The sequence below is a fragment of the Pseudomonas sp. S2_A02 genome, assembly GCF_054668495.1.
Genome location: NZ_CP162776.1, coordinates 3,645,620 through 3,667,771, shown reverse-complemented (window position 1 = coordinate 3,667,771; position 22,152 = coordinate 3,645,620). Strand labels below are relative to the sequence as shown.

Annotated in this window: 19 protein-coding genes; 9 read left to right on the top strand and 10 right to left on the bottom strand. The window is 60.3% G+C overall.

The features are described 5' to 3' along the window. Positions 1–85 precede the first annotated feature (85 nt). The gene (locus AB4O41_RS16625) at positions 86–1,282 is read left to right on the top strand and encodes a DUF3142 domain-containing protein (RefSeq protein ID WP_460148365.1); all 1,197 of its coding nucleotides are present in this window, start codon (positions 86–88) and stop codon (positions 1,280–1,282) included. Beyond that, a complete protein-coding gene (locus AB4O41_RS16620; RefSeq protein ID WP_460143980.1) occupies positions 1,269–3,401 on the top strand; it encodes a hypothetical protein in 2,133 nt (710 codons plus the stop codon). The genes AB4O41_RS16625 and AB4O41_RS16620 overlap by 14 nt, the downstream gene beginning before the upstream one ends. Positions 3,402–3,404: 3 nt before the next feature. Here the strand turns inward: AB4O41_RS16620 and AB4O41_RS16615 are convergent, their stop codons facing one another. Further along, positions 3,405–4,034, bottom strand: coding sequence for a LysE family translocator (locus AB4O41_RS16615; RefSeq protein ID WP_460143979.1), 630 nt, complete (start codon positions 4,032–4,034; stop codon positions 3,405–3,407). Between the two features lie 145 nt (positions 4,035–4,179). Here AB4O41_RS16615 and AB4O41_RS16610 point away from each other — a divergent pair, with 145 nt between their 5' ends. After that, a complete protein-coding gene (locus tag AB4O41_RS16610) occupies positions 4,180–4,653 on the top strand; it encodes an Lrp/AsnC family transcriptional regulator (protein WP_460143978.1) in 474 nt (157 codons plus the stop codon). A 141-nt stretch (positions 4,654–4,794) separates the two neighbouring features. Here AB4O41_RS16610 and lpdA read toward each other — a convergent pair whose 3' ends face one another. Continuing rightward, positions 4,795–6,195 carry a dihydrolipoyl dehydrogenase gene (gene lpdA, locus AB4O41_RS16605; protein ID WP_460143977.1) on the bottom strand — a complete coding sequence of 467 codons (1,401 nt, stop codon included), beginning with the start codon at positions 6,193–6,195 and terminating at the stop codon, positions 4,795–4,797. Positions 6,196–6,405: 210 nt separating this feature from the next. Here lpdA and hflK (AB4O41_RS16600) point away from each other — a divergent pair, with 210 nt between their 5' ends. From hflK (AB4O41_RS16600) to cfaB, 5 genes are all read left to right on the top strand, one after another. Then, entirely contained in the window at positions 6,406–8,370 is a 1,965-nt protein-coding gene (gene hflK / locus AB4O41_RS16600; protein ID WP_460148363.1) for a protease modulator HflK, read from the top strand. Continuing rightward, entirely contained in the window at positions 8,367–9,416 is a 1,050-nt protein-coding gene (hflC, locus tag AB4O41_RS16595; RefSeq protein ID WP_460143976.1) for a protease modulator HflC, read from the top strand. Before hflK (AB4O41_RS16600) ends, hflC begins: the two co-directional genes overlap by 4 nt. After that, positions 9,413–10,471, top strand: a complete 1,059-nt coding sequence (hflK, locus tag AB4O41_RS16590) for a protease modulator HflK (RefSeq protein WP_460143975.1) — start codon at positions 9,413–9,415, stop codon at positions 10,469–10,471. Before hflC ends, hflK (AB4O41_RS16590) begins: the two co-directional genes overlap by 4 nt. Further along, positions 10,468–12,378, top strand: coding sequence for a cation-translocating P-type ATPase (locus AB4O41_RS16585; RefSeq protein WP_460143974.1), 1,911 nt, complete (start codon positions 10,468–10,470; stop codon positions 12,376–12,378). Before hflK (AB4O41_RS16590) ends, AB4O41_RS16585 begins: the two co-directional genes overlap by 4 nt. Positions 12,379–12,577: 199 nt before the next feature. Further along, positions 12,578–13,765: a C17 cyclopropane fatty acid synthase CfaB gene (gene cfaB, locus AB4O41_RS16580; RefSeq protein WP_460143973.1), complete on the top strand. Its 1,188-nt coding sequence runs from the start codon at positions 12,578–12,580 to the stop codon at positions 13,763–13,765. Here cfaB and cls read toward each other — a convergent pair. Next, a complete protein-coding gene (gene cls / locus AB4O41_RS16575; RefSeq protein WP_460143972.1) occupies positions 13,762–15,201 on the bottom strand; it encodes a cardiolipin synthase in 1,440 nt (479 codons plus the stop codon). The genes cfaB and cls overlap by 4 nt on opposite strands. Positions 15,202–15,332: 131 nt before the next feature. On the opposite strand from cls, the gene AB4O41_RS16570 reads away from it, so the two are divergent. Beyond that, a complete protein-coding gene (locus AB4O41_RS16570) occupies positions 15,333–15,854 on the top strand; it encodes a DUF3617 domain-containing protein (RefSeq protein WP_123357105.1) in 522 nt (173 codons plus the stop codon). 106 nt (positions 15,855–15,960) lie between these two features. On the opposite strand, the gene AB4O41_RS16565 is transcribed toward AB4O41_RS16570, so the two are convergent. From AB4O41_RS16565 to folE2, 7 genes are read right to left on the bottom strand one after another with little or no spacing between them, the layout of a single operon-like run. Beyond that, on the bottom strand, positions 15,961–16,863 hold the full coding sequence (locus AB4O41_RS16565; RefSeq protein ID WP_460143971.1) for a His/Gly/Thr/Pro-type tRNA ligase C-terminal domain-containing protein: 903 nt from the start codon (positions 16,861–16,863) through the stop codon (positions 15,961–15,963). 34 nt (positions 16,864–16,897) lie between these two features. Next, positions 16,898–18,235 carry a dihydroorotase gene (locus AB4O41_RS16560; RefSeq protein ID WP_460143970.1) on the bottom strand — a complete coding sequence of 446 codons (1,338 nt, stop codon included), beginning with the start codon at positions 18,233–18,235 and terminating at the stop codon, positions 16,898–16,900. A gap of 2 nt (positions 18,236–18,237) precedes the next feature. After that, positions 18,238–18,798, bottom strand: coding sequence for a gamma carbonic anhydrase family protein (locus tag AB4O41_RS16555; RefSeq protein ID WP_460143969.1), 561 nt, complete (start codon positions 18,796–18,798; stop codon positions 18,238–18,240). Further along, positions 18,795–19,670, bottom strand: a complete 876-nt coding sequence (locus AB4O41_RS16550) for a metal ABC transporter substrate-binding protein (RefSeq protein ID WP_460143968.1) — start codon at positions 19,668–19,670, stop codon at positions 18,795–18,797. The genes AB4O41_RS16555 and AB4O41_RS16550 overlap by 4 nt, the downstream gene beginning before the upstream one ends. An 11-nt stretch (positions 19,671–19,681) precedes the next feature. Beyond that, positions 19,682–20,548, bottom strand: a complete 867-nt coding sequence (locus AB4O41_RS16545) for a metal ABC transporter permease (RefSeq protein WP_460143967.1) — start codon at positions 20,546–20,548, stop codon at positions 19,682–19,684. Continuing rightward, positions 20,548–21,216 (bottom strand): metal ABC transporter ATP-binding protein, encoded by a 669-nt coding sequence (locus tag AB4O41_RS16540; protein WP_460143966.1) that lies wholly within the window; start codon positions 21,214–21,216, stop codon positions 20,548–20,550. The genes AB4O41_RS16545 and AB4O41_RS16540 overlap by 1 nt, the downstream gene beginning before the upstream one ends. Next, on the bottom strand, positions 21,213–22,109 hold the full coding sequence (gene folE2 / locus AB4O41_RS16535; RefSeq protein WP_460143965.1) for a GTP cyclohydrolase FolE2: 897 nt from the start codon (positions 22,107–22,109) through the stop codon (positions 21,213–21,215). Before folE2 ends, AB4O41_RS16540 begins: the two co-directional genes overlap by 4 nt. Positions 22,110–22,152: the final 43 nt, after the last annotated feature.

The following is a 22,152-nucleotide window of genomic DNA, read 5'->3' as shown; positions in this document are numbered from 1 at the left end:
CATCAGACACACCACATTGGCTGCATTTGCGACTGCTGCGCAGCCCAGCGGGAGCAAGCTCCCTCGCCACAGAGGATGAGGGTTCATTGTGTTTTTCATTCGTCTATCGGCCTTGATCGCCACATTGCTGCTGCTCAACGGTTGTGAGCGACCGGACGCACCACCGCTCGATCAGCAACTCTATGTCTGGCAACGGCAATGGACGTCGGCCCATGACGCCGCGCTGCGCGACAGCCGCGCCGATTTCTCGACCTTGCACGTACTGGCCTTGCAGGCGTTTCCGCAGGCCGGCTGGAGCCGGGCGCGAATCGATCCGGCGCTGCTCAAGCGTGATGGTCGACCGCTGATTGCAGTGATTCGTCTGGATGGCCAGCTCAAGGGGCTGGATCAGGACGAGGTCACCGCGCACATCCAGCAGGTGCTTAGCGATTGGCAAGGGCAGGGACTCATCCTCTCTGGCGTGGAAATCGACCACGATGCGGGTAACGCGCGGCTACCGGCCTATCGCGAATTTCTCACGCATTTACGCGCTGCTCTCCCGGCTTCCTTGCCTCTGAGCATCACCGCGTTGCCGGCCTGGCTCGACAGCCCTGAGTTGCCGGCGCTGCTGGCGACGGTCGACAGCAGCGTTTTGCAGGTGCACGCGGTGAGCGATCCACGGCGTGGGCTGTTCGACCCGGATCAGGCACGGCAGTGGGCCAAGGCCTGGAGCCGTATCACCTCGAAACCGTTCTATCTGGCATTGCCGGCTTATGGCGTGGCGCTGTTGCCAGGGACCAGTGGTGCTCCGGTCGTGGAAAGTGAAGTGCCCATCGAGCGGGGCGGCAAACGTCGGGAGTTACTGGCGGATCCGCTGCAACTGAGCAAACTCGGCGCCGAGTTACGCGCCGATCCTCCGGCTCATCTGGCCGGGCTGATCTGGTTTCGCCTGCCGCTGGCCCATGATCGCAGGGCCTGGAGCCTGACGACGCTGGCTGCTGTGGCGCGTGGCGATACGCTCGACAGCCGCGTGGGGCTGAAGCTCTCGACGCAGGACGGCCTCTACGACATTAGCGTCAGCAACCAAGGCAACCTCGACAGCGCTTGGCCCGAACGCCTGACATTGGCGGTGCGGGGCTGCGATGGCGCCGATGCATTGGCCGGTTATGCATTGCAACAGCGCCCGGATCTGCTTACCTTCACCCGCCTGCGCGAGGGTCGAATCCCCGCCGGCGGACAGCGCGCCATCGGTTGGGCACGCTGCGCAACTATTGATCAAGGAGGTTCGAATGTTCACCCGTAACTGGCCCCGCCATGTGCTTTGCCTGAGCCTCAGCCTGCCGTTGGGTTCGGCGCTGGCCTGCGGGCCGGACTTCCCCATGCGCCTGCTGGACAACCGTGGCCAGTCGCTGGCGGAGCTGCCGGAAGGTAACTTCAACTTTGAGATCAGCCGCCTCGGGCATGCCATCGCGGGACTGAAAAATGTCACGGCTGCCACCAATATTCCGGGGGACGGTTACGGCGATGCGCCGGATTACGCGGGTCAGCGCAACACCGCCGAACAGGCCGGTCTGACGCCTGAGCAGCAAGCGCTGGTGCAACAGCTGCGCAGCCTGACCGATGCCCGTCAGGTTGAAGAGCAGGGCGCGAGCCTGCCGGCCGAACACATGTTGTATCTGGCTGGCGCGGTGGCGTTCAACGCGGGTGATCACGGCTTGGCCACCGAGTATTTTCAGAAAGTGCTGGCGCTGCCGGCGGATCAACGCTCGTTGCGCAGTACCTGGGCGGCTTACTCGTTGGGGCGGGCATTGTTTGCGATGAGTTCAGAGGCGGGCGCGGGGGCCGACCTGTGGGCTCAATCCCGGAAGGCTTTCGAGCAGACTCGTCAATTGAGTATTGACGGTTTCAGCGACCCATTGGAGCTGGGTGTTGCCAGCCTCGGCGAAGAAGCGCGAGTAGCCCGCACCGCTGGCGACTGGAACAGCGCTATCGAACTCTACGCCACGCAGAATCTCCACGGTTCGGCGGTGGGCTACAGCTCGTTGAAGTTGTTGATGGCTGATCTGATGGCAATGCCCGACGATCAACTGGCCGTGTTGCTCAAGGGCAAAACGGTGCAGCAACTGGTGACGGCGTCGTTGATCAGTCGATTGGGCTGGTCATTTGGTGATCAACCGCCGAACGAACAGAAACTGATCAAACTGCTGCAAAACAGCACCCGCGGCAACCTGGATAACGCCGATCGCCTGGCGGCGATGAATTATCAACAGGGCGATTACGCCAGTGCCAAAGCCTTCCTCGAACAGGCCGGTGACGGTGGTCTCGCTTGGTGGCTGCGGGCGAAACTGGCGTTGCGTGATGGCGACAAAAGCGCTGCCGCAGCGGCCTATTCCAAGGCAGCCCAGGCCTTTCCGCAGAACGAGTCCTGGGGCGAACGACGGACCCCTGACTGGGATTACGAAACGGTGCAGCCCAAGTGCCGGGTCGACGGCGAAAGTGCGATCCTGGCCCTGCAGCGTGGCGATTATTTGCAAGCCTTTGATCAGCTCTATCGCAGCCAAAGCATTTACTGGTACGACGCAGCCACCGTTGCCGAGCGAGTGCTGACCCTCGATGAACTGAAGCAGTATGTCGACACTCAGGTGCCCGCACCGCCGCCGCTCAGCCAGCAGGATCGCGACAATTATGTGCCGTTGTCGGTAGCCGCGAACCTGCGCAATTTGCTCGGGCGGCGCCTGCTGCGTGAAGAACGTTACGACGAAGCACCGGCTTACTTCGACAATATCGATCTGCAGACCAAGGCCAAGGCGTACGGGCAGTTGCGTCAGGAGGCGGACGCTGCCTGGTGGCCGACCAAACGTGCGGCGGCGTTGTTCAATGCTGCTACGACGGCACGCCAAGGAGGCATGGAGCTTCTCGGCTACGAAATGGCGCCGGATTACGCCACGTTCGGCGGTAATTACAGCCTTGAGAGCCGTGAACTAAAGGTCGGCCCGTTAGTGACTGAAGATGAAGTCCTGCGTCAGCAAGCCAGCGCCGCTCAACCCGATCAGCGCTATCACTATCGTTATGTCGCAACGGCTTTGGCCAGTCGTGCTGCCGATAATCTACCCCATACCAGCCAGGCTTTTGCGGCGGTTTTGTGTGCGGCGGCGGGGTGGAACACCAGCCTTGAAGAAGAAAATACCTTCTATCAACGCTATGTAAAAGAAGGGCCGTACGTGGATTGGGCGGAGAACTTCGGTCACCAATGCCCTTATCCCGACTTTGAAAACGCCAGCAAACGTTATGTCACCCAGGCCACCGATGCTACGCGTTCGATGCTGCGGCCTTACAAGAAGCTGGTGCAAGTAGGCGCTATTGTGGCGATCACGGCGGCGACTTTGCTGCTGATCAGTCGCCGCCGTCGTAAGGCGCGATAAGGCTTATGCCTGCTGCACAAAGGTCAGCCGCACCGCGAAGCCGATCAGCAGGCTGCCGAACAACCACTGCTGCACCCGTTGGGCTGATGGACTGCGTTGTAGCCAACGGCCCAGCGCAGCGCCGACCAGGGCGTAGGCGCTGTCGAACAACAACCCGATACCGACCAGCATTACGCCCAGCGTTGCAAATTGCGCGAGCACTGGCCCGGCGTGAGGTTCGATGAACTGCGGCAACAGCACCGAGCAGAACAGCAGCGCCTTGGGGTTGAGCAGGTTAGTCAGCAAACCGCGCTGAATCGCCTCGCGCCAATGCGGTTTTTCGGTGGTTGCGTCGGTACCGCTCAAGCCAGGCAGCATCGTGGTGCGCAGGCACTGAATGCCGATCCACAGCAGGTACGCAGCCCCGATCAGGCGCACCACGTCGAAGGTCCAGGGCGCCGTCTTGAACAGCGCCGCCAAACCCAGCGCCGCCAAGGCCACATGACAACCACGCGCTATGCCCAGCCCCAGCGCCGTGGCCAACGCCGCGCCTTTGCCCTGACGCGCGCCGGTCTGCAACAGCAGAATCATGTCCGGGCCGGGCAACAGGTACACCACCGCCAGTGCCATGAAAAACAGCCAGAGTCCTGTCATGTTGCACCCCATTCGTTGTTGATTTGGTGAAATCAGTCTACGGCTGAGGGGCAGGGCAGGTGGTTGCGTAGTCAGCTTCTAAAGCTTCGATATTTGGCATAACCTGCCATTTTGTGATGATCGAACCATCGGGATCTGCCAAACCATGAAACTGGACGCCTACGACCGCAAGATTCTCGCGGCGCTGCAACGGGACGGACGCCTGAGCAACGTGCAACTGGCTGACGAGATTGGCCTGTCTGCCTCGCCTTGTTTACGTCGTGTACGGATGCTGGAAGAGGCGGGAGTGATTCGCGGCTATCAGGCTAATCTGGATCGAGATGAAGTGGGCCTTGGGCTGACGGTGTTTGTCGGGGTTAAAGTCGAACGACACAATGATGAACAAGCCGAGGCGTTTCGCTTGGCGGTGACGGCGTTGCCTGAAGTGATTTCGGCATTCCTGGTGTCCGGCGAGTCGGATTTTCTGCTGCAAGTGGTGGTGCCGGATTTGCGCGCCTATGACCATTTTCTCACCGGCCGACTGCTGAAATTGCCGGGTGTGAGCGACATCCGCAGCAACTTTGCGATTCACACGGTGAAGACGCCGGGGGCGCTGCCGTTGGAGCATTTGCCGCTTTAGACCGAGTCGACCCTATTCGTGAGCAAGCCCGCTCCCACAGTAGATCGTTGTCGAACACAAAATCTGTGTTCACTGAAGATCGACTGTGGGAGCGGGCTTGCTCGCGAAAGCGCCAGTTCAGTCACCGCCAAATCATCGGCCCTACATCTGCGTCGCCATTCCCTCCACATCCATTGCCGCCTGGCGCAAGGCTTCGGAGCGGGTCGGGTGTGGATGACAGGTCAGGGCGATGTCTTCGGCCGAGGCGCTGAACTCCATGGCCACGCAATATTCGCCAATCATTTCACTGACGCTCGGGCCGACAAGGTGCACGCCGAGGACTTCATCGGTGCGCTCATCGGCCAGTACTTTGGCGAAGCCTTCGGTTTCGTGATTGATCTTCGCCCGGCTGTTGGCGGTGAAGGGAAATTTGCCGACCTTATAGGCGCGACCTTCGGCCTTCAGCTGTTCTTCGGTCTTGCCGACGCTGGCCAACTCCGGTTTGGTGTAGATCACGCTGGGTATCAGGTCGTAATTGACCTCGCCGGCCTTGCCAACGATTTGCTCGATGCAGGCCATGGCCTCGTCTTCGGCCTTGTGGGCGAGCATCGGCCCCGACGTCACATCACCGATCACCCAGACGCCTGCGGCCTCGGTGCGGTGGCCCTTATTGGCGAGCATCCCGCGTTTGTCCGTGGCGAGACCGACGTTTTCCAGCCCCAGGCCTTGGGTATAAGGGCGCCGCCCAATGGCCACCAACACGTAATCGGCTTCAAGCAGCTCGGTGGTGCCACCCGCGGCCGGTTCGACGCTGAGCTGAACACCGCTTGCCGACGTCGTGGCGCTGGTGACTTTCGAACTCAACTTGAAGCTGATGCCTTGCTTGCTCAATGAGCGCTGAAGGGTCTTGCCCGCTTCGCCGTCCACACCGGGGCAGATCCGATCGAGAAATTCGACCACCGTCACCTGAGCACCCAGGCGCCGCCATACCGAGCCCAGTTCCAGGCCGATCACCCCGGCACCGATCACCACCAAGTGCTTTGGTACTTCGTTCAGCGACAGGGCGCCCGTGGAGTCGAGGATGCGTTTGTTATCGATGTCCACGCCGGGCAGGGGAGTGGGTTCGGAACCGGTGGCGATAACGATGTCCTTGGCGCTCAGCTCAGTCTTGGTACCCTGGCTGTCGGTCACCGTGACTTTGCCCGGCCCGTCGATGTGGCCCCAGCCCTTGATCCAGTCGACTTTGTTCTTGCGAAACAGAAACTCGATGCCTTTGGTCAGCCCGGTAACGCTTTCATCCTTCTGTTTCATCATTTGAGCAAGATTGAGGACGGGTTTGACCTCAATCCCCAGGTTGGCGAATTCCGCCCCCATGGCCGCGTCGTAGAGTTCGGAGGCATGCAGCAGAGCCTTGGACGGCATGCAGCCGACATTCAGGCAGGTCCCGCCCAGAGTGGCGCGGCCTTCCACGCAGGCCGCTTTCAGACCCAGCTGGCCGGCGCGGATCGCTGCGTTATAACCGCCGGGGCCGGCGCCCAGAATCACGACGTCATAGGTGCTCATGGTGCAACTCCTTGATTGAGAGGGAAGGGATCGATAAAAAGTAGTCTTCAGTAAAAATTACGAACGTAATATGTGCGTTTCGAGCCATTTCGGTCAAGGCTTCAGCTTGGCGACAGGTTTAGCGCTTTTAGATAGAACGATTCAGGACGAAAATTTCACCATTTTCGTTATATCGTAACGAATTGTGAAGTGAGCAATGGCTGGGGTGGTATGCAAGTCGATCTCGATGGCGATGGAGCACAGATAGCAAGGCTGCCGCGCTTTCAGCAGGCGGTCGTTCAAGGACGTCGATTGCGGCAATGGGCAATCGGTTTGGGTGCCTTGGCGGCAGCAGGGCTGGTGCTGGCGTTTTTTGTCGGGCTGTTTGCGCCGCAGTCGTTCTGGTCAGCGCTGTTGGTCAATCAGAGCGCCGGTTTGCTGGTGCTGGTCGCCGGCGTGCAATCTGCCTGGTGGGTAACGCAGTGGCGAGCACGGGCGATGAATCCGGCCGTGTTGGTGCCGGTGGTTGTCGCTGAAGAAGTCGTTGCCGCTGAAGGCTGGTACGAGCGGTTGCTGGACCGGATCAGTCAGCGTTGGGTGCGCTTGCTGGGGCAGATCGGTGCTCCAACGCTTTGGCTTGGCGGCTGGGCGTTGTTGACGTTGTACAGCATCGAGCAAATCTGGAATCTGACCTTGCCGCCCGCTGCGCTGGGGTTGTCGGCCAGTGTCGGCGCCGCGCTGTCGTTATTGCTGGCTTTCGGTTTGCTGGTGCTGGAGCGGCAACTAGCGCAGGAAAACGTCGCCCAGTGGCCCGAAGCAGGGTCGTTGGCGCAGCTGACGCGGGTCGCGATTATTTGCCTGGTGCTCAGCGCCCTGTGTTTGTTGTTCGGCAGTGAAACATCGGTCTGGCCGGTGCGTCTGGCGGTGCTGATCGGCTTGCTGCCAGGGCTGGTCGCCGTTGAGTTGCTGCTGCGCGCGGTGTTATCGCTGTTCAGTCCCCGTCGCGAACAGCTGGAACCGGCCTTGCTGGCGCGAAGCTTCGTCGCCGACATGCTGCGCTGGCCGCCGCAGCCTTTACTCGCATTGCAGCACGAACTGCACAACCGCTTCGGTATTGACCTGCGACAAATCTGGGCCTTCACCTACATGCGCCGGGCGTTTTTGCCGGTGCTGGTGGTGGTGGCTATCGTCGGTTGGTCGCTCACCGGCATTCACGAAATTGCGCTGCAAGGGCGCGGTATCTATGAGCGCTTTGGCAAACCGGTGGAAGTGTTCGGCCCTGGTTTGCACGCCGGTTTGCCGTGGCCGCTGGGCCGCGTGCTGAGCGTCGAAAACGGGGTGGTCCACGAGTTGGCCACCAGCGTGGGCGAAACGTCGGCACCGGTCGCGGCCGAACCAGCCGAAGGCCCAGCACCAGCGATTGCCAATCGCTTGTGGGACGCCAGCCATGTGAACGACAAATCCCAAGTCATCGCCAGCAGCCGCGCCGACAAGCAGAGCTTCCAGATCGTCAACATGGATGTGCGCTTCGTCTATCGCATCGGCCTGAGCGATCAGGCGGCGCTGGCAGCAACGTACAACAGCGCCGATGTGCCAACGTTGATCCGCAGCACCGCCAGCCGGATTCTGGTCCACGATTTCGCCTCACGAACCCTCGACGGTTTGCTCGGCGAGGACAGGGTAGGGCTCGCCGAAGAAATCGGTCGCGCCGTGCAGGCTGACCTGCAAAAACTCGACAGCGGCGTGGAAATTCTCGCCACGGTGGTTGAAGCCATCCACCCGCCAGCGGGGGCGGCTAACGCTTATCACGGCGTGCAAGCGGCGCAGATTGGTGCTCAGGCATTGATTTCCCGTGAGCGCGGGGCAGCGGCGGAGGCGACCAACCAGGCGCAGTTGCAGGCCAGCATCGCTCGCGATCAAGCCACGGCCAGTGCTCATGAAATCAACGCCACCGCTCAGGCCGCCGACCTGAAATTTGCCGCCGAGCGAAAGGCTTATTCCAGCGCCGGCCAGGCCTTTGTACTGGAGCAATACCTCAGCCAACTGAGCCAGGGTTTGGCCAACGCCAAGCTGCTGGTTCTCGATCATCGTCTGGGCGGCAGCAGCAATGCGCCGACCATCGACCTACGTACATTCACGCTGCCGGCTGACCCTGCGCCGCCGCGTAATTCCGCTCAGCCAGGAGCCATCCATTGAGCCAGCCGACGCCTACTCACAATCACGATCACGATGATCACGCCGGCCACGATCACGGTCATGGCGGGCATCACCACGGCCATCACCATCATCACCACGGTGATCCGCAAGAAGCTGGCCCTTTCCCGTGGCGTCGAATGGGTTGGGCGGTGCTGCTGGTGGCGTTTGCCATTGCGGCGGCGAGCCTGGTGCAAGTGCGCTCGGGCGAGGCCACGGTGATTACGCGCTTCGGCAATCCATCGCGGGTGTTGCTGGAACCGGGTCTTGGCTGGCGTTGGCCGGCACCGTTCGAGGCGGCGATCCCGGTGGATCTGCGGCTGCGTACCACCTCCAGCGGTTTGCAGGATGTGGGCACGCGCGATGGCCTGCGCATTATCGTGCAAGCCTACGTGGCCTGGCAGGTACAGGGTGATCCGGACAACGTGCAACGCTTCATGCGCGCCGTACAGAACCAGCCGGACGAAGCGGCACGGCAGATCCGCACCTTTGTAGGCTCGGCGCTGGAAACCACCGCCAGCAGTTTCGATCTGGCCAACCTGGTGAACACCGATGCCAACCAAGTGCGCATCGCCGATTTTGAAGCGCAGCTGCGTCAGCAGATCGATCAACAGTTGCTCACCACTTATGGTGTGCGAGTGCTGCAAGTCGGCATCGAGCGTTTAACCCTGCCGTCGGTGACGCTCACCGCGACTGTCGATCGTATGCGCGCCGAGCGTGAAACCATCGCCACTGAACGCACGGCCATCGGCAAGCGTGAAGCTGCGCAAATTCGCTCCGCGGCCGAGCGTGATGCGCGAATCGTGCAAGCTGATGCGACAGTGAAAGCTGCCGACATCGAAGCCCAATCCCGCGTCGAAGCCGCGCAGATTTACGGCCGAGCCTACGCCGGTTCGCCGCAGCTCTACAACTTGCTGCGTTCTCTCGACACCTTGGGCACCATCGTCACGCCGGGTACCAAACTGATTTTACGTACCGATGCCGCGCCGTTTCGGGTGTTGGTTGACGGTCCGCCGACGCTCGATAACAAGCCCGGATCGCAGCCATGAGTTTAGTTCCACGTGGAACAAATGAGTTAAGCAGCCCCTGGATTCAGGCCGGGCGCTTGGCTTTTCTGGCGCTGTACGCCGTGACCGTACTGGCTGCTTTGGCGTGGGCATTCTCCAATGTGCGGCAGATCGACCCGCAAAATCGTGCCGTGGTGCTGCACCTCGGCGCACTGGATCGCATTCAAAATGCCGGTTTGTTGTTGGCATGGCCCCGCCCGTTCGAGCAGGTGATTTTGTTGCCGGCAGCCGATCGGGTGATCGAGCGTCGGGTGGAAAATCTGCTGCGCACGGATGCTGCATTGCAGGCGGATCGAGTCGCGAGTTTCGCCACGCCGATCAGCGATGCGCTCGCCGGCTCTGGTTATTTGTTGACCGGTGATGCGGGCATCGTGCAACTGGATGTGCGGGTGTTCTACAAAGTCACCGAGCCGTATGCCTTCGTTCTCCAAGGTGAACATGTGCTGCCGGCACTGGATCGGCTGGTGACCCGCAGCGCCGTGGCGCTCACCGCGGCGCGAGATCTGGACACCATCCTAGTGGCTCGACCGGAACTCATCAGTGCCGACAATCAGGCCGCTGAGCGCCGCGAACGTCTACGCGGCGATCTGGTGCGGGGCATCAATCAGCGCTTGGCCGAGCTGACGGCGACCGGGCAGGGGTTGGGCATCGAAGTGGCGCGGGTCGATGTGCAATCGAGTCTGCCCGGCCCGGCAGTGAACGCGTTCAACGCAGTATTAACCGCCAGCCAGCAGGCCGACAAAGCCGTGGCCAACGCACGCACTGAAGCCGAGAAACTGACTCAGTCCGCCAACGAACAAGCCGACCGCACGCTGCAAGTGGCTCACGCCCAAGCCAGCGAACGCCTGGCCAAAGCTTCTGCCGACACCGCCACGGTGCTGAGTTTGGCCAAGGCGCAACAGCAGGGCACCGACCCACAAATGTTGCTGCGTATTTACCGTGAGCGGATGCCGAAGATTCTCGGGCAGACCGGCTCGGTGACCACGGTTGATCCGAAAGACGATTCCCGCCTGATCATTCAGGGAGCTGCGCAATGACTGCCCACACCGCCGCCACGCCGAGCATGTTGTCCTCGGCTGAACAACGTAGCGCCGCGCGCCAGTTGACCCTGGCCATGCTTGCACTGGGGTTGCTTGCACTGGGCCTGATCTGGCGCTGGTTGTCGCCGGATCAGACCGGTGTCAGCCAATTGCTGCTTGGGTTCGCTTCCTTGCTGGTGGCCGTGCCGGTCATGCGCTCGGCGTGGTACAGCTTGCGTTATCCGAGCCTGCACGGGATCACCGATCAACTGATCGCTCTGGCCATGCTCGGTGCCTGGGCCACAGGCGATCTGCTCACCGCGGCTCTGCTACCGATCATCATGATCTTCGGTCACGTGCTGGAAGAGCGCAGCGTAATCGGTTCCCAGGAAGCGATTCATGCCCTCGGCAAATTGACTCGCAGCCATGCGCGCAAGATTCAGGCTGACGGTTCCGTCGTTGAAGTCGACAACGGAACACTCAAGGCCGGTGACCTCGTGGAGGTGCGTGCCGGTGATCGAGTACCGGCGGATGGCCGGGTGTTGTCCGGTCAGGCAAGCCTCGACACTGCCTCGATCACCGGGGAGTCGGTGCCAATAGAAGCCGGTGTGGGCATGCCGGTGTTCGGCGGGGCGATCAATCTTGATGGCCTGTTGCGCATTGAAGTGACCCGCACCGGTAACGAATCGACCTTGGGTAAAGTCATCGCGCTGATGCAAAGCGCCGAACGCTCCAAGCCGCCAATCACCCGTTTGCTCGAACGCTACGCCGGCAGCTACATGGTGCTGGTGTTGTTGCTGGCGGCCGTGACCTGGTTTGTTACCAACGATGCGCAAGCGATGCTCGCGGTGTTGGTAGCGGCTTGCCCTTGCGCACTGGTGTTGTCGGCACCGGCCACGGCCATTGCCGGGGTGGCGGTGGCGGCCCGGCACGGGATTCTGATTCGCAGCTCGGCGTTCCTCGAGGAGTTGGCTGACCTGACGTCATTGGTGGTCGACAAGACCGGAACCCTGACGTTCGGCACCTTGCGCCTGCAATCCATCGATAGTCCGCTGGAGGATCGCGGGCACGTACTGAAGCTCGCCGCCAGCCTCGGTTCCGCCAGCAGCCACCCCGTCAGCCGCGCCTTGGCTGGGTTAGTCTCTCAGGAACACTTTCTGCTGCTCTCTGACATCCGCGAGCGTCAGGGGTTGGGCGTTGTGGCAATGACAGAGCAGGGCGAGGCGGCCCTCGGTCGTCCGGAGCTGTTCGCACAATTGGCCATCGACACATCAGCTGTGCCTGAACACGACGGCCCGATTGCCGGGTTGGCACTCAACGGTGAGTTTCTTGCCTGGCTGTTGCTCGCCGACAGCGTCAAACCCGAGGCGCGGTTTGCCCTGAGTGAGTTGCGTGAATTGGGTTTGGGTCGTCAGCTGTTGCTCACCGGGGATCGGCAAAGCGTTGCGCACACGCTGGCCCGGGATGTAGGCCTCAGCGATGTCGAAGCCCAGGCGTTGCCCGAGGACAAACTCAATCGTGTGCTGAAGGAAATCGGCAGCGGTTTCCGGCCGATGGTGGTGGGAGACGGCATCAACGATTCCCTGGCGCTCAAGGCCGGTGTCGTCGGCGTGGCCATGGGCGCGGGCGGCGCGGACATCGCGCTGGCCTCGGCCGATATCGTACTGATCGGCAGCGACTTGCGCCGGCTCGGAACCTGCGTGCGCTTGAGTCGCCAATGTCGGCAGACCTTGCAGGTCAATGTGATCATCGGTTTGGGATGGACCCTGGCCATCGTCGCGTTCGCCGCATTCGGTTGGCTTGGGGCGGCAGGGGCGATGATTGCCGCGCTGTTGCACAATTTGAGCACGTTATTGGTGCTCGGTAATGCCGGGCGTTTGCTACGCTTTCAGGAACCCCTACTCAAGCTTAAGGAAGAGGTGTGAGCGTCTACAACTTTTCAGAACTGTGTACCGGATTTGTAGTCATCTAGGGTAAGGCGATCATTTTCAACGGTCGCCCGTTGGATGGTTTCAGTGTTGCAGGCAACACCGGGAATAGAAAAAGGCTATTAATTCGATAGCCTGCTATTTTTCAAGGATGGTCTACCCTCAGATTTGACGTCTGAAACAAGGGGGACTTTTCATGCTCGCGCAACTTCCACCGGCCTTACAGAATCTGCAATTACCGCTTCGCTTGCGACTCTGGGACGGTCATGAGTTCAATCTGGGGCCGACGCCCAGCGTCACCATTGTGGTCAAGGACCCCCACATGGTTACCCAGTTCACCCATCCCAGCCTCGATGCGTTGGGGGCGGCATTTGTCGAAGGCAAGCTAGAGCTGGAAGGCTCCATCAGCGATGTAATTCGTGTCTGCGATGAATGGAGTCAGGCGCTGATCAACGAAGACGAAGATGCACAACCGGTGCGCACGGTTCATGACAAAGAAACCGACGCCAAAGCCATCTCCTACCACTACGACCTCTCCAACGCGTTTTACCAACTGTGGCTCGACAGCGACATGGCGTATTCCTGCGCCTATTTCGAGACCGGCAGTGAAACCCTCGAGCAAGCCCAACAGGCCAAGTTTCGTCACCTGTGCCGCAAGCTGCGGTTGCAGCCAGGCGAATATCTGCTGGATGTCGGTTGCGGCTGGGGCGGGTTGGCGCGGTATGCGGCTCGCGAGTTCGGCGCAAAGGTGTTCGGGATCACGCTCAGTAAGGAGCAATTGGAACTGGCTCGCGAACGGGTGAAAGCCGAAGGTCTGGAGGATCAGATCGAATTGCAACTGCTCGACTACCGCGATTTGCCTCAGGACGGGCGCTTCGACAAGGTGGTCAGTGTCGGTATGTTCGAACACGTTGGCCACGCCAATCTGGCCGAATACTGCAAAACCTTGTTCGGCGCGGTGAAAGAGGGCGGCCTGGTGATGAACCACGGAATCACCGCCAAACACATCGACGGTCGTCCGGTCGGGCGCGGTGCCGGTGAGTTCATCGAGAAGTACGTGTTCCCCAACGGCGAACTGCCGCATCTGTCGATGATATCGGCTGAGATCAGCGACGCGGGGCTGGAGATCGTTGATGTCGAGAGCCTGCGCCTGCATTACGCGCGAACCCTGGACCACTGGAGCGAACGCCTGGAAGACAATCTGGAAGCTGCCGGCAAACTGGTGCCGGAGCAGGCTTTGCGGATCTGGCGGTTGTACCTGGCGGGGTGCGCCTATGCCTTCGCCAGAGGCTGGATCAACCTGCATCAAATCCTGGCGGTGAAAACCCATCCCGATGGCAGCCATGAACTGCCATGGACCCGCGATGATATTTACAACCCTTAAAGAATCGGTGAAATGAGCCGGGCGATCCGCATGCCGATCTGTTGCAGGCGGCGGGTCTCCCGGCCTTCTTCTTTGGCGATCTCGCGAGCCTGGGCAAAGTCATCGTTGAGCATCTGTTCCACTTCGGCAGTAAATGCACTGTCGACCGTCAATAACATCACTTCGAAATTCAGCCGGAACGAACGGTTGTCCAGGTTGGCGCTGCCAATGGCGCTGATTTCGCTGTCGATCAGCACTGCTTTCTGATGCATGAACCCCGGCTGGTAACGGAACACGCGCACGCCTGCACGTACCGCTTCGAAGGCGTAAAGGCTGGAAGCGGCGTAGACGATCCGGTGATCCGGCCGCGACGGCAACAAAATCCGTACATCCACACCGCGCAACACCGCCAGTCGCAACGCGGCGAATACCGCTTCGTCGGGGATGAAGTAAGGGCTGGTGATCCACACCCGTTCCGTCGCCGCATGGATGGCTTCGACGAAGAACAGCGAACAGGTTTCGTAGGAATCCGCCGGGCCGGTTGCCAGCAATTGGCAGAGCACACCGTCATCCGGATAAACCTCCGGCAGGATCAACGGCGGTAGTGAACGGGCCGCCCAGAACCAGTCTTCGGCAAAGGATTCCTGCATGCAGGCCACCACCGGCCCACGTACTTGCACATGGGTGTCACGCCATGGCGCCAGGGGCGGTTTCTCCCCCATGTATTCGTCACCGACGTTGAGCCCGCCGACAAAACCGACAATCCCGTCGACCACTACGATTTTGCGGTGGTTGCGGAAATTGACCTGAAAGCGATTGAGCCAGCCGCTGTGGGTGGCGAAGGCTTTGACCTCGATACCGGCATCGCGCAACGGTTGCACGTAACTGTGGGGCAGGGAGTGGCTGCCGATGCGGTCGTAGAGCAAGTAAATCGCCACGCCCTCTGCAGCTTTCTTGGTCAGCAAGGTATGCAGGCGCTGGCCGAGGCGATCGTCGTGGATGATGAAGAACTGGATCAGCACCGCTTGCCGGGCGTTGCTGATGGCGTCGAAAATCGCCTCGAAGGTAGCTTGGCCGTCGATCAGCAAGCGCACTTCGTTATTCGCCAGACACGGCATACGTCCCAGTTTCGGCATGGCCCTCAAAGACGCGTAGGCGCTGGAGGCACGCGCAGCCAGAGCCTCTTCTACCCAGGGGCGCCAGTTGAGCTCGGAGATTGCCTTGCGCATTTCTTCGTTGGCTTGCCGCCGGGCCTTGATATAGCCATCGAAGGTGCTGCGGCCGAAGACCAGATAGGGGATAAGGGTGAGGTAGGGAATGAACAACAGGGACAGAGCCCAGGCGATCGAGCCTTGAGCGGTCCGAACGGTCAATACGGCATGGATGGCGGCAATCGAGCCCAGCGTGTGCAGCAGAGCAATCAGATAACCGAAAACATGCGGTCCAAAATAATCCATGGGGCAGCCTTGCTCCTGAAGATTCAATGCCTAACAGACCATGTTCCGGGCAGAATGTCGCTATTTAATTGGCCCATGAACCGAAGCCCGTGGCTGACGTCTAACGGCCACTAATGATCAGGAGTTACTCGATGAACGTTCGTCTGCTGGGTTTGGCCATTGCGTTTGGTTTGGCACTTCCTGTGGCTGCTCAGGCGCAGATGTTGCAACCGGGTTTGTGGGAAATGACTTCAAGCAACATGAAGGTCGATGACCAGAACCTGCCCGATCTTCAACTGATTCTCGGCCAGATACAGAGTCAGATGACCCCTGAACAGCGCGCTCAGCTGGAGAAGCAGGGCATCACCATGGGCGGCAAAGGTATTCGGGCTTGCCTGACGCCTGAGCAGGTGAAGACCGACAATATTCCACTGACGGACCCACAATCGGGCTGCAAGCAGCAAATCACCGAACGTACCGGCAACCAGTGGAAATTCCGTTTCAGCTGTCCGAAAGCGCAAGGTGCGGGTGTCGCCACATTCCTCAGCGATCGTGAGTTCACCACCAAGGTCAACGGCACTTTCAACGCCACCGGCATTCAGCAGAAGGGTAGCCTCGATACTCGCGCTGTGTGGTTGGGCCAGGATTGCGGCACTGTTAAACCCAGAGCTTAAAAGCTTCGCGGGCAAGCCTCGCTCCTACAGGATTTGTGTCGTTCGCACGATCACGAAACGACATTGATACCCCGTAGGAGCGAGGCTTGCCCGCGAAGGCGTCGGCTCAGGCACCGCCAGTCTTCGGCGGATTCAACAATTCACACACCGCCTCAATCCCTTTCTCCCCGAAGTCCTCCCCGCTGCCGCTGCGCATACTGACAAACCCGCCTTCCTTTTCCTTCTCTCCCACCACCAACAGATATGGCACTTTCTGGCTGTGCTGGCGAATCTTGTGGCTGATTTTCTCGTTACGCAGATCCGAGTTGGCCCGCAGTTCGCGGCGGCGCAGTGCCTGGGTCACCGAGTGCGCATAAGCGCTCTGACGTTCATCGATGTTCACGACCATCACCTGCGGCGGTGCTCGCCAGGTGTCCAGCTCCTGTTGGCTGGACCAGCACGTGCCGTAGATCCGTTGCTGCGACGTGCCGCTGATATGGTCCAGAGTGAACGCTTGCAATACCTTGGTGGCGGGAACATGCGGGCCTGCGGCGAAACTTTCAAAATCCCCCAAGCGATACAGCGATAACTGTTCGGTTGACGTCGCCCGGGGAGCGGTTGCCCGTCGGATCGAATGGTTGGTCGCCGCCAGTGCATGCATGCGCGCTTCGATAACTGGCAGCTCGGCCAGAGCTAAAGAGCGGTGGAAAGCAAACTCATAAAAGAAACCATCACCCAGCGACGATCCGGCTCGCAACTGCGCATTCGGATGGAGCTGTTTGACGGCCATGGCCAGCATCAGCGCGCAGGAACGCCGAAGGATCTCCAGGCCATCGGGTTCCTGGGGCGTGACGATATTGACCCGGGCATCGCCCTCGATCAGGAAACCACAGTCCACCAACACGCCGTCGACCCGACCGGCCACCGCCGCGTTAGCCAGCCCGAGACTGATACTGGCAGCAACTTCATACACAGACAGCGGCTGATCGTACTCACGCAATGAACCATCAGGCAGGGTGATATGGATCATGATCGATGTTCTCGAATGTTTTCGAAAACGCGCGCTAGCGCATAAACCGCAGGGGTAAACCCTGGCAAGTGTCATTAAGACGTTCGTCGTGCCAGGCAATTTGCCCCGACACCACAGTAGTACTGACGCTGTGGCGAAAGCGATGGTGGGTGAAGGGCGTCCAGCCGCATTGAGAGAGGATCGGTTGCCGGGAAACGGCAAGGCCATCGGGCTCGGTTTTGATCAACACCAAGTCTGCCCAATAGCCTTCGCGCAGGTAGCCGCGATCGGGGATGGCAAACAGATCGGCGACCCGGTGACTGGTCTTGGCCACGAGGGTGGTGATCGGCAATATCTCATCGGACACCAGCTCCAGCAACGCGGGCAGGGCGTGTTGCACCAACGGCAAACCGGACGGCGCCTGGCTGTAGGGCCGCTGTTTTTCGGCCCAGGTATGAGGCGCGTGATCACTGCCGATCACATCCAGTCGATTGCTCAACAGTGCTTGGCGCAAGGCATCGCGGTCGGTCTGAGTCTTGATCGCCGGGTTGCACTTGATCAGATTGCCAAGGCTCGGGTAGTCGCGATCATCGAACAGCAAGTGATGCAGACAGACTTCGGCGGTGATGCGTTTCTGTGCCAGCGGCTGGTCTTCGAACAGCGCCAGTTCGCGGGCCGTGCTCAAGTGTAAAACGTGAAGTCGGGTGCCGTGTTGCCTGGCCAGATCAACGGCCATTGAGGAGGAGCGAAAGCACGCTTCGGCGTTGCGGATCAGCGGGTGAGCGGCGGGTGGAAGGTGCTCGCCGAACAGCTCCCGCAGATTCGCGGCATTGGTTTCGATGCTGGGTGTGTGTTCGCAGTGAGCCAACAAAATGGTCGGCACCTCGGCGAAGAGCCGCTCGAGAATCCGTGGATCGTCCACCAGCATGTTGCCGGTGGAGGCGCCCATGAACACTTTGACCCCGGCCACTTCGCAAGGGTTGAGCGCGGCAACCGTGTCGAGATTGTCGTTGCTCACGCCGAAATGAAAACCGTAATTGGCCACTGAGTCGGTCGCCGCTCGACGCTTCTTGTCGGCCAGCGCGGCGAGGGTCAGGGTGGCCGGGGAGGTGTTGGGCATGTCCATGAAGCTGGTGATGCCGCCGGCCACCGCCGCTCGAGATTCGGTATGGAAGCTGCCCTTGTCCGGCGCTCCGGGGTCGCGGAAATGCACTTGGTCATCGATCATCCCCGGCAGCAGCCATTGGCCGTTGGCGTCGATTTCCACGGTAGCCGTTTCACCTTCGATGCTGCTGGCGATCTTGACGATGCGACCGTGGCTTACCAGCAAATCACCGTCGAACTCACGACCTTCATTGACCAGCCGGGCATTGCGAATCAGCACGCTGCTCATGGTCAGAACTCGTTTTGCAGGGCTTTGTAGCCGCGCACCAGATCGACGTTGGTGCGCGCCACGTCTTCTGAAAACTCCGAGGCGCTGACGCTCACCGGTGGGAACTGTGACAGGTCAGTGTTGGGGCCGATGCGCGTGGTGGAGGGCACGTAGAAGTCTTCGGGCAAGTCACGACCGTCGACCACCGAGTTGTGCCGCACCACGCAACCGTCGCCCACTTCGCAGTTGAACAGCACGCTGTTGAACCCGATGAACACGCGGTTACCGACGGTGCAGGGGCCATGCACGATGGAGCGGTGGGCAATGGAGCTGAACTCGCCGATGGTCACCGCTGCACCGGACTTGGAGTGAATCACCACGCCATCCTGAATGTTCGAGTTGGCGCCGATGGTGATTGGCTCCATCTCGCCCGAGTCATCCACTTCATCGGCGCGAATCACCGCGTACGGACCGACGAACACATTCTCGCCGATCACCACTTTGCCGCAGATGATGGCGGTTTTATCCACGTACGCGGACTCCGCAATCAACGGCAGATCACCCGAAGGATTCTTGCGGATCATGGCTTGCTCAACGCCTCATACAAGGTGTTGAGGTTGCATTCGAACAACCCGGCGAACGTGCTGGCCGGGCCGCTCGCCGCGAGTGCATCGGAGTACAGCGTGCCGCCGATATGCGCGCCGCTTTCATCGGCGATTTGCTTGAGCAGGCGTGCGTCCTTGATGTTTTCCATGAACACCGCTTTGACCTTGGCCTGACGGATCTGTGTGATCAGCGCAGCGACTTCGGCGGCCGACGGTTCACGTTCGGTGGACAGACCTTGTGGCGCCATGAAGTCGATGCCGTAAGCCTGACCGAGATAGCCAAAGGCGTCATGGGAGGTCACGATTTTACGATTACCCGGCGGCAGCGAACCGAGCTTGGTTTTGGCCTCGGCGAGCAAGGCGTAGATCTTTTTCAGGTAGGCTTGGCTGTTGTGTTCGTAGTCGGCTTTGTTCGCAGGGTCGGCGGCGATCAGCGCTTTGGTGATGTTGCTGATGTACAGCTCGGTGTTCGCCAGGTTGTGCCAGGCGTGTGGGTCGGGAATGGTTTCGCCGTCTTCATCCAGCGAGCGTGGAATGACGCCGTGGCTGGCACTGATGACCGCAGCTTTGGTCTCGGTGCTGGTCACCAGACGGTCCAGCCAAGGCTCGAAACCTAGCCCGTTCTTGATGATCAGTCTGGCCTTGAGCAATGCCTTGGCATCGTCCGGCGTCGGCTCGTAGGTATGGGCATCGGCGTCCGGCCCGACCATGTTGGTGATCTGAATGTGATCGCCGCCGACCTGATGGGTCATGTCGGCGAGGATGCTGAAGCTGGTGACTACCTGGAGTTTTTCCGCGGCAGACAACGACATCGACAGCATCAAACTGAACAGCACGAGTAAAGCGCGCATCGGGCAACACCTCATTGGGATGTGAGCAAAGGCGGGCGGCGCAACAAACCGTGCACCGGACCGAACACCACGGACAGCAAATAAAAAGTGCCAGCCACCAGCACGATCGCCGGGCCGCTGGGCAGTGAGTAGTAAAACGACAGCAACAATCCGAGCCAGACCGAGAGGCAACCGAGCAGCGCGGCGATGACCATCAATACCGGCAAGCGACGACTCCAGAAGCGAGAAGCGGCGGCTGGCAACATCATCAAACCGACTACCATCAGGGCGCCGATGGCCTGGAAACCGATCACCAGATTCAGCACCACCAGGGTCAGAAATACTCCGTGAGCCAATGGTCCTAGGCGGCTGACGGTTTGCAGAAAGAGCGGGTCGAGGGTGTCCAGCAACAGGGGTTTGTAGGTGAGGGCCATGGCGATCAGGCTGACGCCTGAGACCCAGAGCATGCCGGTCAAGGTCGGCCCATCGACCGCGAGCGCCGAGCCAAACAATAGGTGCAACAGGTCCAGTCGTTTGCCGGCGATACCGAGGATCAGCACGCCGCTGGCCAGCGATATCGGATAGATCGCGGCCAGGCTCGCGTCTTCCCGCAGGCCGGTGCGGCGGGTGATCCATGCGGCCAGTCCGGCCATGCTCAGGCCAGCACCGAGGCCGCCGATGGTCAACGCGGGCAGACTCAAACCGGCAAACCAGAAGCCCAATGCGGCGCCTGGCAAGATGCCATGAGCCACTGCATCGCCGATCAGGCTCATGCGCCGCAGGATCAGAAACACCCCAAGCGGAGCGGTGCTGCACGCCAGAACGAGGCCACCAAGTAACGCCCGGCGCATGAATACGAATTCGTGGAACGGTTGCCAAAGCTGAGCGGCAGCGATCATCAAGCCACCTGCGTCTGGGGTTGTTGGCGAATCAGATCGGTACTGGGGCCGAGGACGCAGCCGCGGCTTTTGATCAGCAGGGCATGTGGGATGTGTTGGCGCACAGCGGCCAGGTCATGACACACCACCACAAGGGTTCGGCCTTCGGCATGCCAGGCGTGGATATGTTTCCAGAGCAGCGCCTGGCCGAGTTCGTCGAGCGCGGCGTGGGGTTCGTCGAGCAACAACAAGGGGGCTTCGGCGAGACTCAACCGGGCGAGCAGGGCTCGCTGCAATTCGCCCCCGGAGAGGGCCATCAATGGTCGATGTTCCAGGCCGGTCAGGCACCAGTCTTCCAGCGCAGACTTGAGTCGCTGGCTGCGAATTTCCGGAGTTTGCTTGCTGCCCCAGAAACCTGCCGCCACCAACTCTTGCAGGCTGATGGGGAATTGCCGGTCCAGGTGTTGTTGCTGAGGCAGGAACGAAAGGCCGCCTTTGCGTGGAACATCAATGATGACTTTTCCGGTCAGTGGCTTTTGCAGGCCGGCGATGACTTTTAGCAGGCTGCTTTTACCCGAACCGTTGGCACCGATGACGGCGGTCAGACTTCCTTTGGGTAATTGGAAATCCACCGACGGAGTGAGCGGTTGACCGGGAGCGCCCCAGCGCAAGGCTTGGCATTGGATCATGCAGCCTCCCAATTCCAGCGACTTTCAGCGACAGCATCGTGGGCATGAAGACTTTCGGCGTGAACGACTCGCACATGAAAGGCGTTGATGCCCGGGGAGCGTTTCAGGGCCAGGTTCAAGCGTCGAGCGGCGTCTTCGCAGAACATCAGGTTCTGGCCGTTGGCGAGGGCGAAGGCTTGTTCATCGGCGCGTTTCACGGCGGTTTGCACTGCGGTGCCGAGGGCTGCTTCCGCATCGTTGATCGCGGCGATCAGCGGCAGGTCATCCAGGTAGTCGTCCAGACGCAACTGCAACTGCGCGTTGCTGCGTTGGCTATGCGGCGTGGCGACGATGCCTTTCGTGGAGCCGAGCCAAGCCAGAATGTCGGCGTGTTGCAGTGACTTGTTGGCGAAGTCATCAACGAATTGCTGCTGAATCAGCTGCCGCGAAAGTGCCGCTGAGCATGGACAGGTTGAGGAATAAGGAACGTCGATTTTTAGTTCCACGTGGAACATCGCGTTTTTCAAACTGGCTTTGATGCTCACCGGATAAGTTTTCCAACCGGCTAGCGGACTGATGAGCGCAGGTCTTTTGAGCAATAGTTCGGTGTGAATTTTTAGGTAAGCGTTGTGGGAAAGCCCTTCATGGCTCTCGAGAAAACTCTGCAAGACTCGCCGCAACAATGTCGGTGAAAGGTTTTCCTGCTCAAGCATTTCCAACGCCAGATACAACCGCGACATATGGATGCCACGCGCCTCTCCATCGTCGAGGCTAACGCCAGCGTCGGCCTTTGCGCTCAGCCGCTGGCCGTCGAATAAAACAGGAAGAGCAATGCCGCACATGCCCACCCAGTCGAGTGGCAGGGCTTGGCGTGAGGCCTGCGCGGCGATATCCGGCAGAGTCAGCGCATTCATGAGCAGGTCCATCGTGGGAGTTGATTCTGTATGTTATGTTATT

Bases quoted from the DNA above. Each gene is read 5' to 3' on its own strand.
- AB4O41_RS16620 (WP_460143980.1), top strand. From the start codon at position 1,269: ATGTTCACCCGTAACTGGCCCCGCCATGTGCTTTGCCTGAGCCTCAGC.
- AB4O41_RS16615 (WP_460143979.1), bottom strand. From the start codon at position 4,034: ATGACAGGACTCTGGCTGTTTTTCATGGCACTGGCGGTGGTGTACCTG.
- AB4O41_RS16610 (WP_460143978.1), top strand. From the start codon at position 4,180: ATGAAACTGGACGCCTACGACCGCAAGATTCTCGCGGCGCTGCAACGG.
- lpdA (WP_460143977.1), bottom strand. From the start codon at position 6,195: ATGAGCACCTATGACGTCGTGATTCTGGGCGCCGGCCCCGGCGGTTAT.
- hflK (WP_460148363.1), top strand. From the start codon at position 6,406: ATGCAAGTCGATCTCGATGGCGATGGAGCACAGATAGCAAGGCTGCCG.
- hflK (WP_460143975.1), top strand. From the start codon at position 9,413: ATGAGTTTAGTTCCACGTGGAACAAATGAGTTAAGCAGCCCCTGGATT.
- AB4O41_RS16585 (WP_460143974.1), top strand. From the start codon at position 10,468: ATGACTGCCCACACCGCCGCCACGCCGAGCATGTTGTCCTCGGCTGAA.
- cfaB (WP_460143973.1), top strand. From the start codon at position 12,578: ATGCTCGCGCAACTTCCACCGGCCTTACAGAATCTGCAATTACCGCTT.
- cls (WP_460143972.1), bottom strand. From the start codon at position 15,201: ATGGATTATTTTGGACCGCATGTTTTCGGTTATCTGATTGCTCTGCTG.
- AB4O41_RS16570 (WP_123357105.1), top strand. From the start codon at position 15,333: ATGAACGTTCGTCTGCTGGGTTTGGCCATTGCGTTTGGTTTGGCACTT.
- AB4O41_RS16565 (WP_460143971.1), bottom strand. From the start codon at position 16,863: ATGATCCATATCACCCTGCCTGATGGTTCATTGCGTGAGTACGATCAG.
- AB4O41_RS16560 (WP_460143970.1), bottom strand. From the start codon at position 18,235: ATGAGCAGCGTGCTGATTCGCAATGCCCGGCTGGTCAATGAAGGTCGT.
- AB4O41_RS16555 (WP_460143969.1), bottom strand. From the start codon at position 18,798: ATGATCCGCAAGAATCCTTCGGGTGATCTGCCGTTGATTGCGGAGTCC.
- AB4O41_RS16550 (WP_460143968.1), bottom strand. From the start codon at position 19,670: ATGCGCGCTTTACTCGTGCTGTTCAGTTTGATGCTGTCGATGTCGTTG.
- AB4O41_RS16545 (WP_460143967.1), bottom strand. From the start codon at position 20,548: ATGATCGCTGCCGCTCAGCTTTGGCAACCGTTCCACGAATTCGTATTC.
- AB4O41_RS16540 (WP_460143966.1), bottom strand. From the start codon at position 21,216: ATGATCCAATGCCAAGCCTTGCGCTGGGGCGCTCCCGGTCAACCGCTC.
- folE2 (WP_460143965.1), bottom strand. From the start codon at position 22,109: ATGAATGCGCTGACTCTGCCGGATATCGCCGCGCAGGCCTCACGCCAA.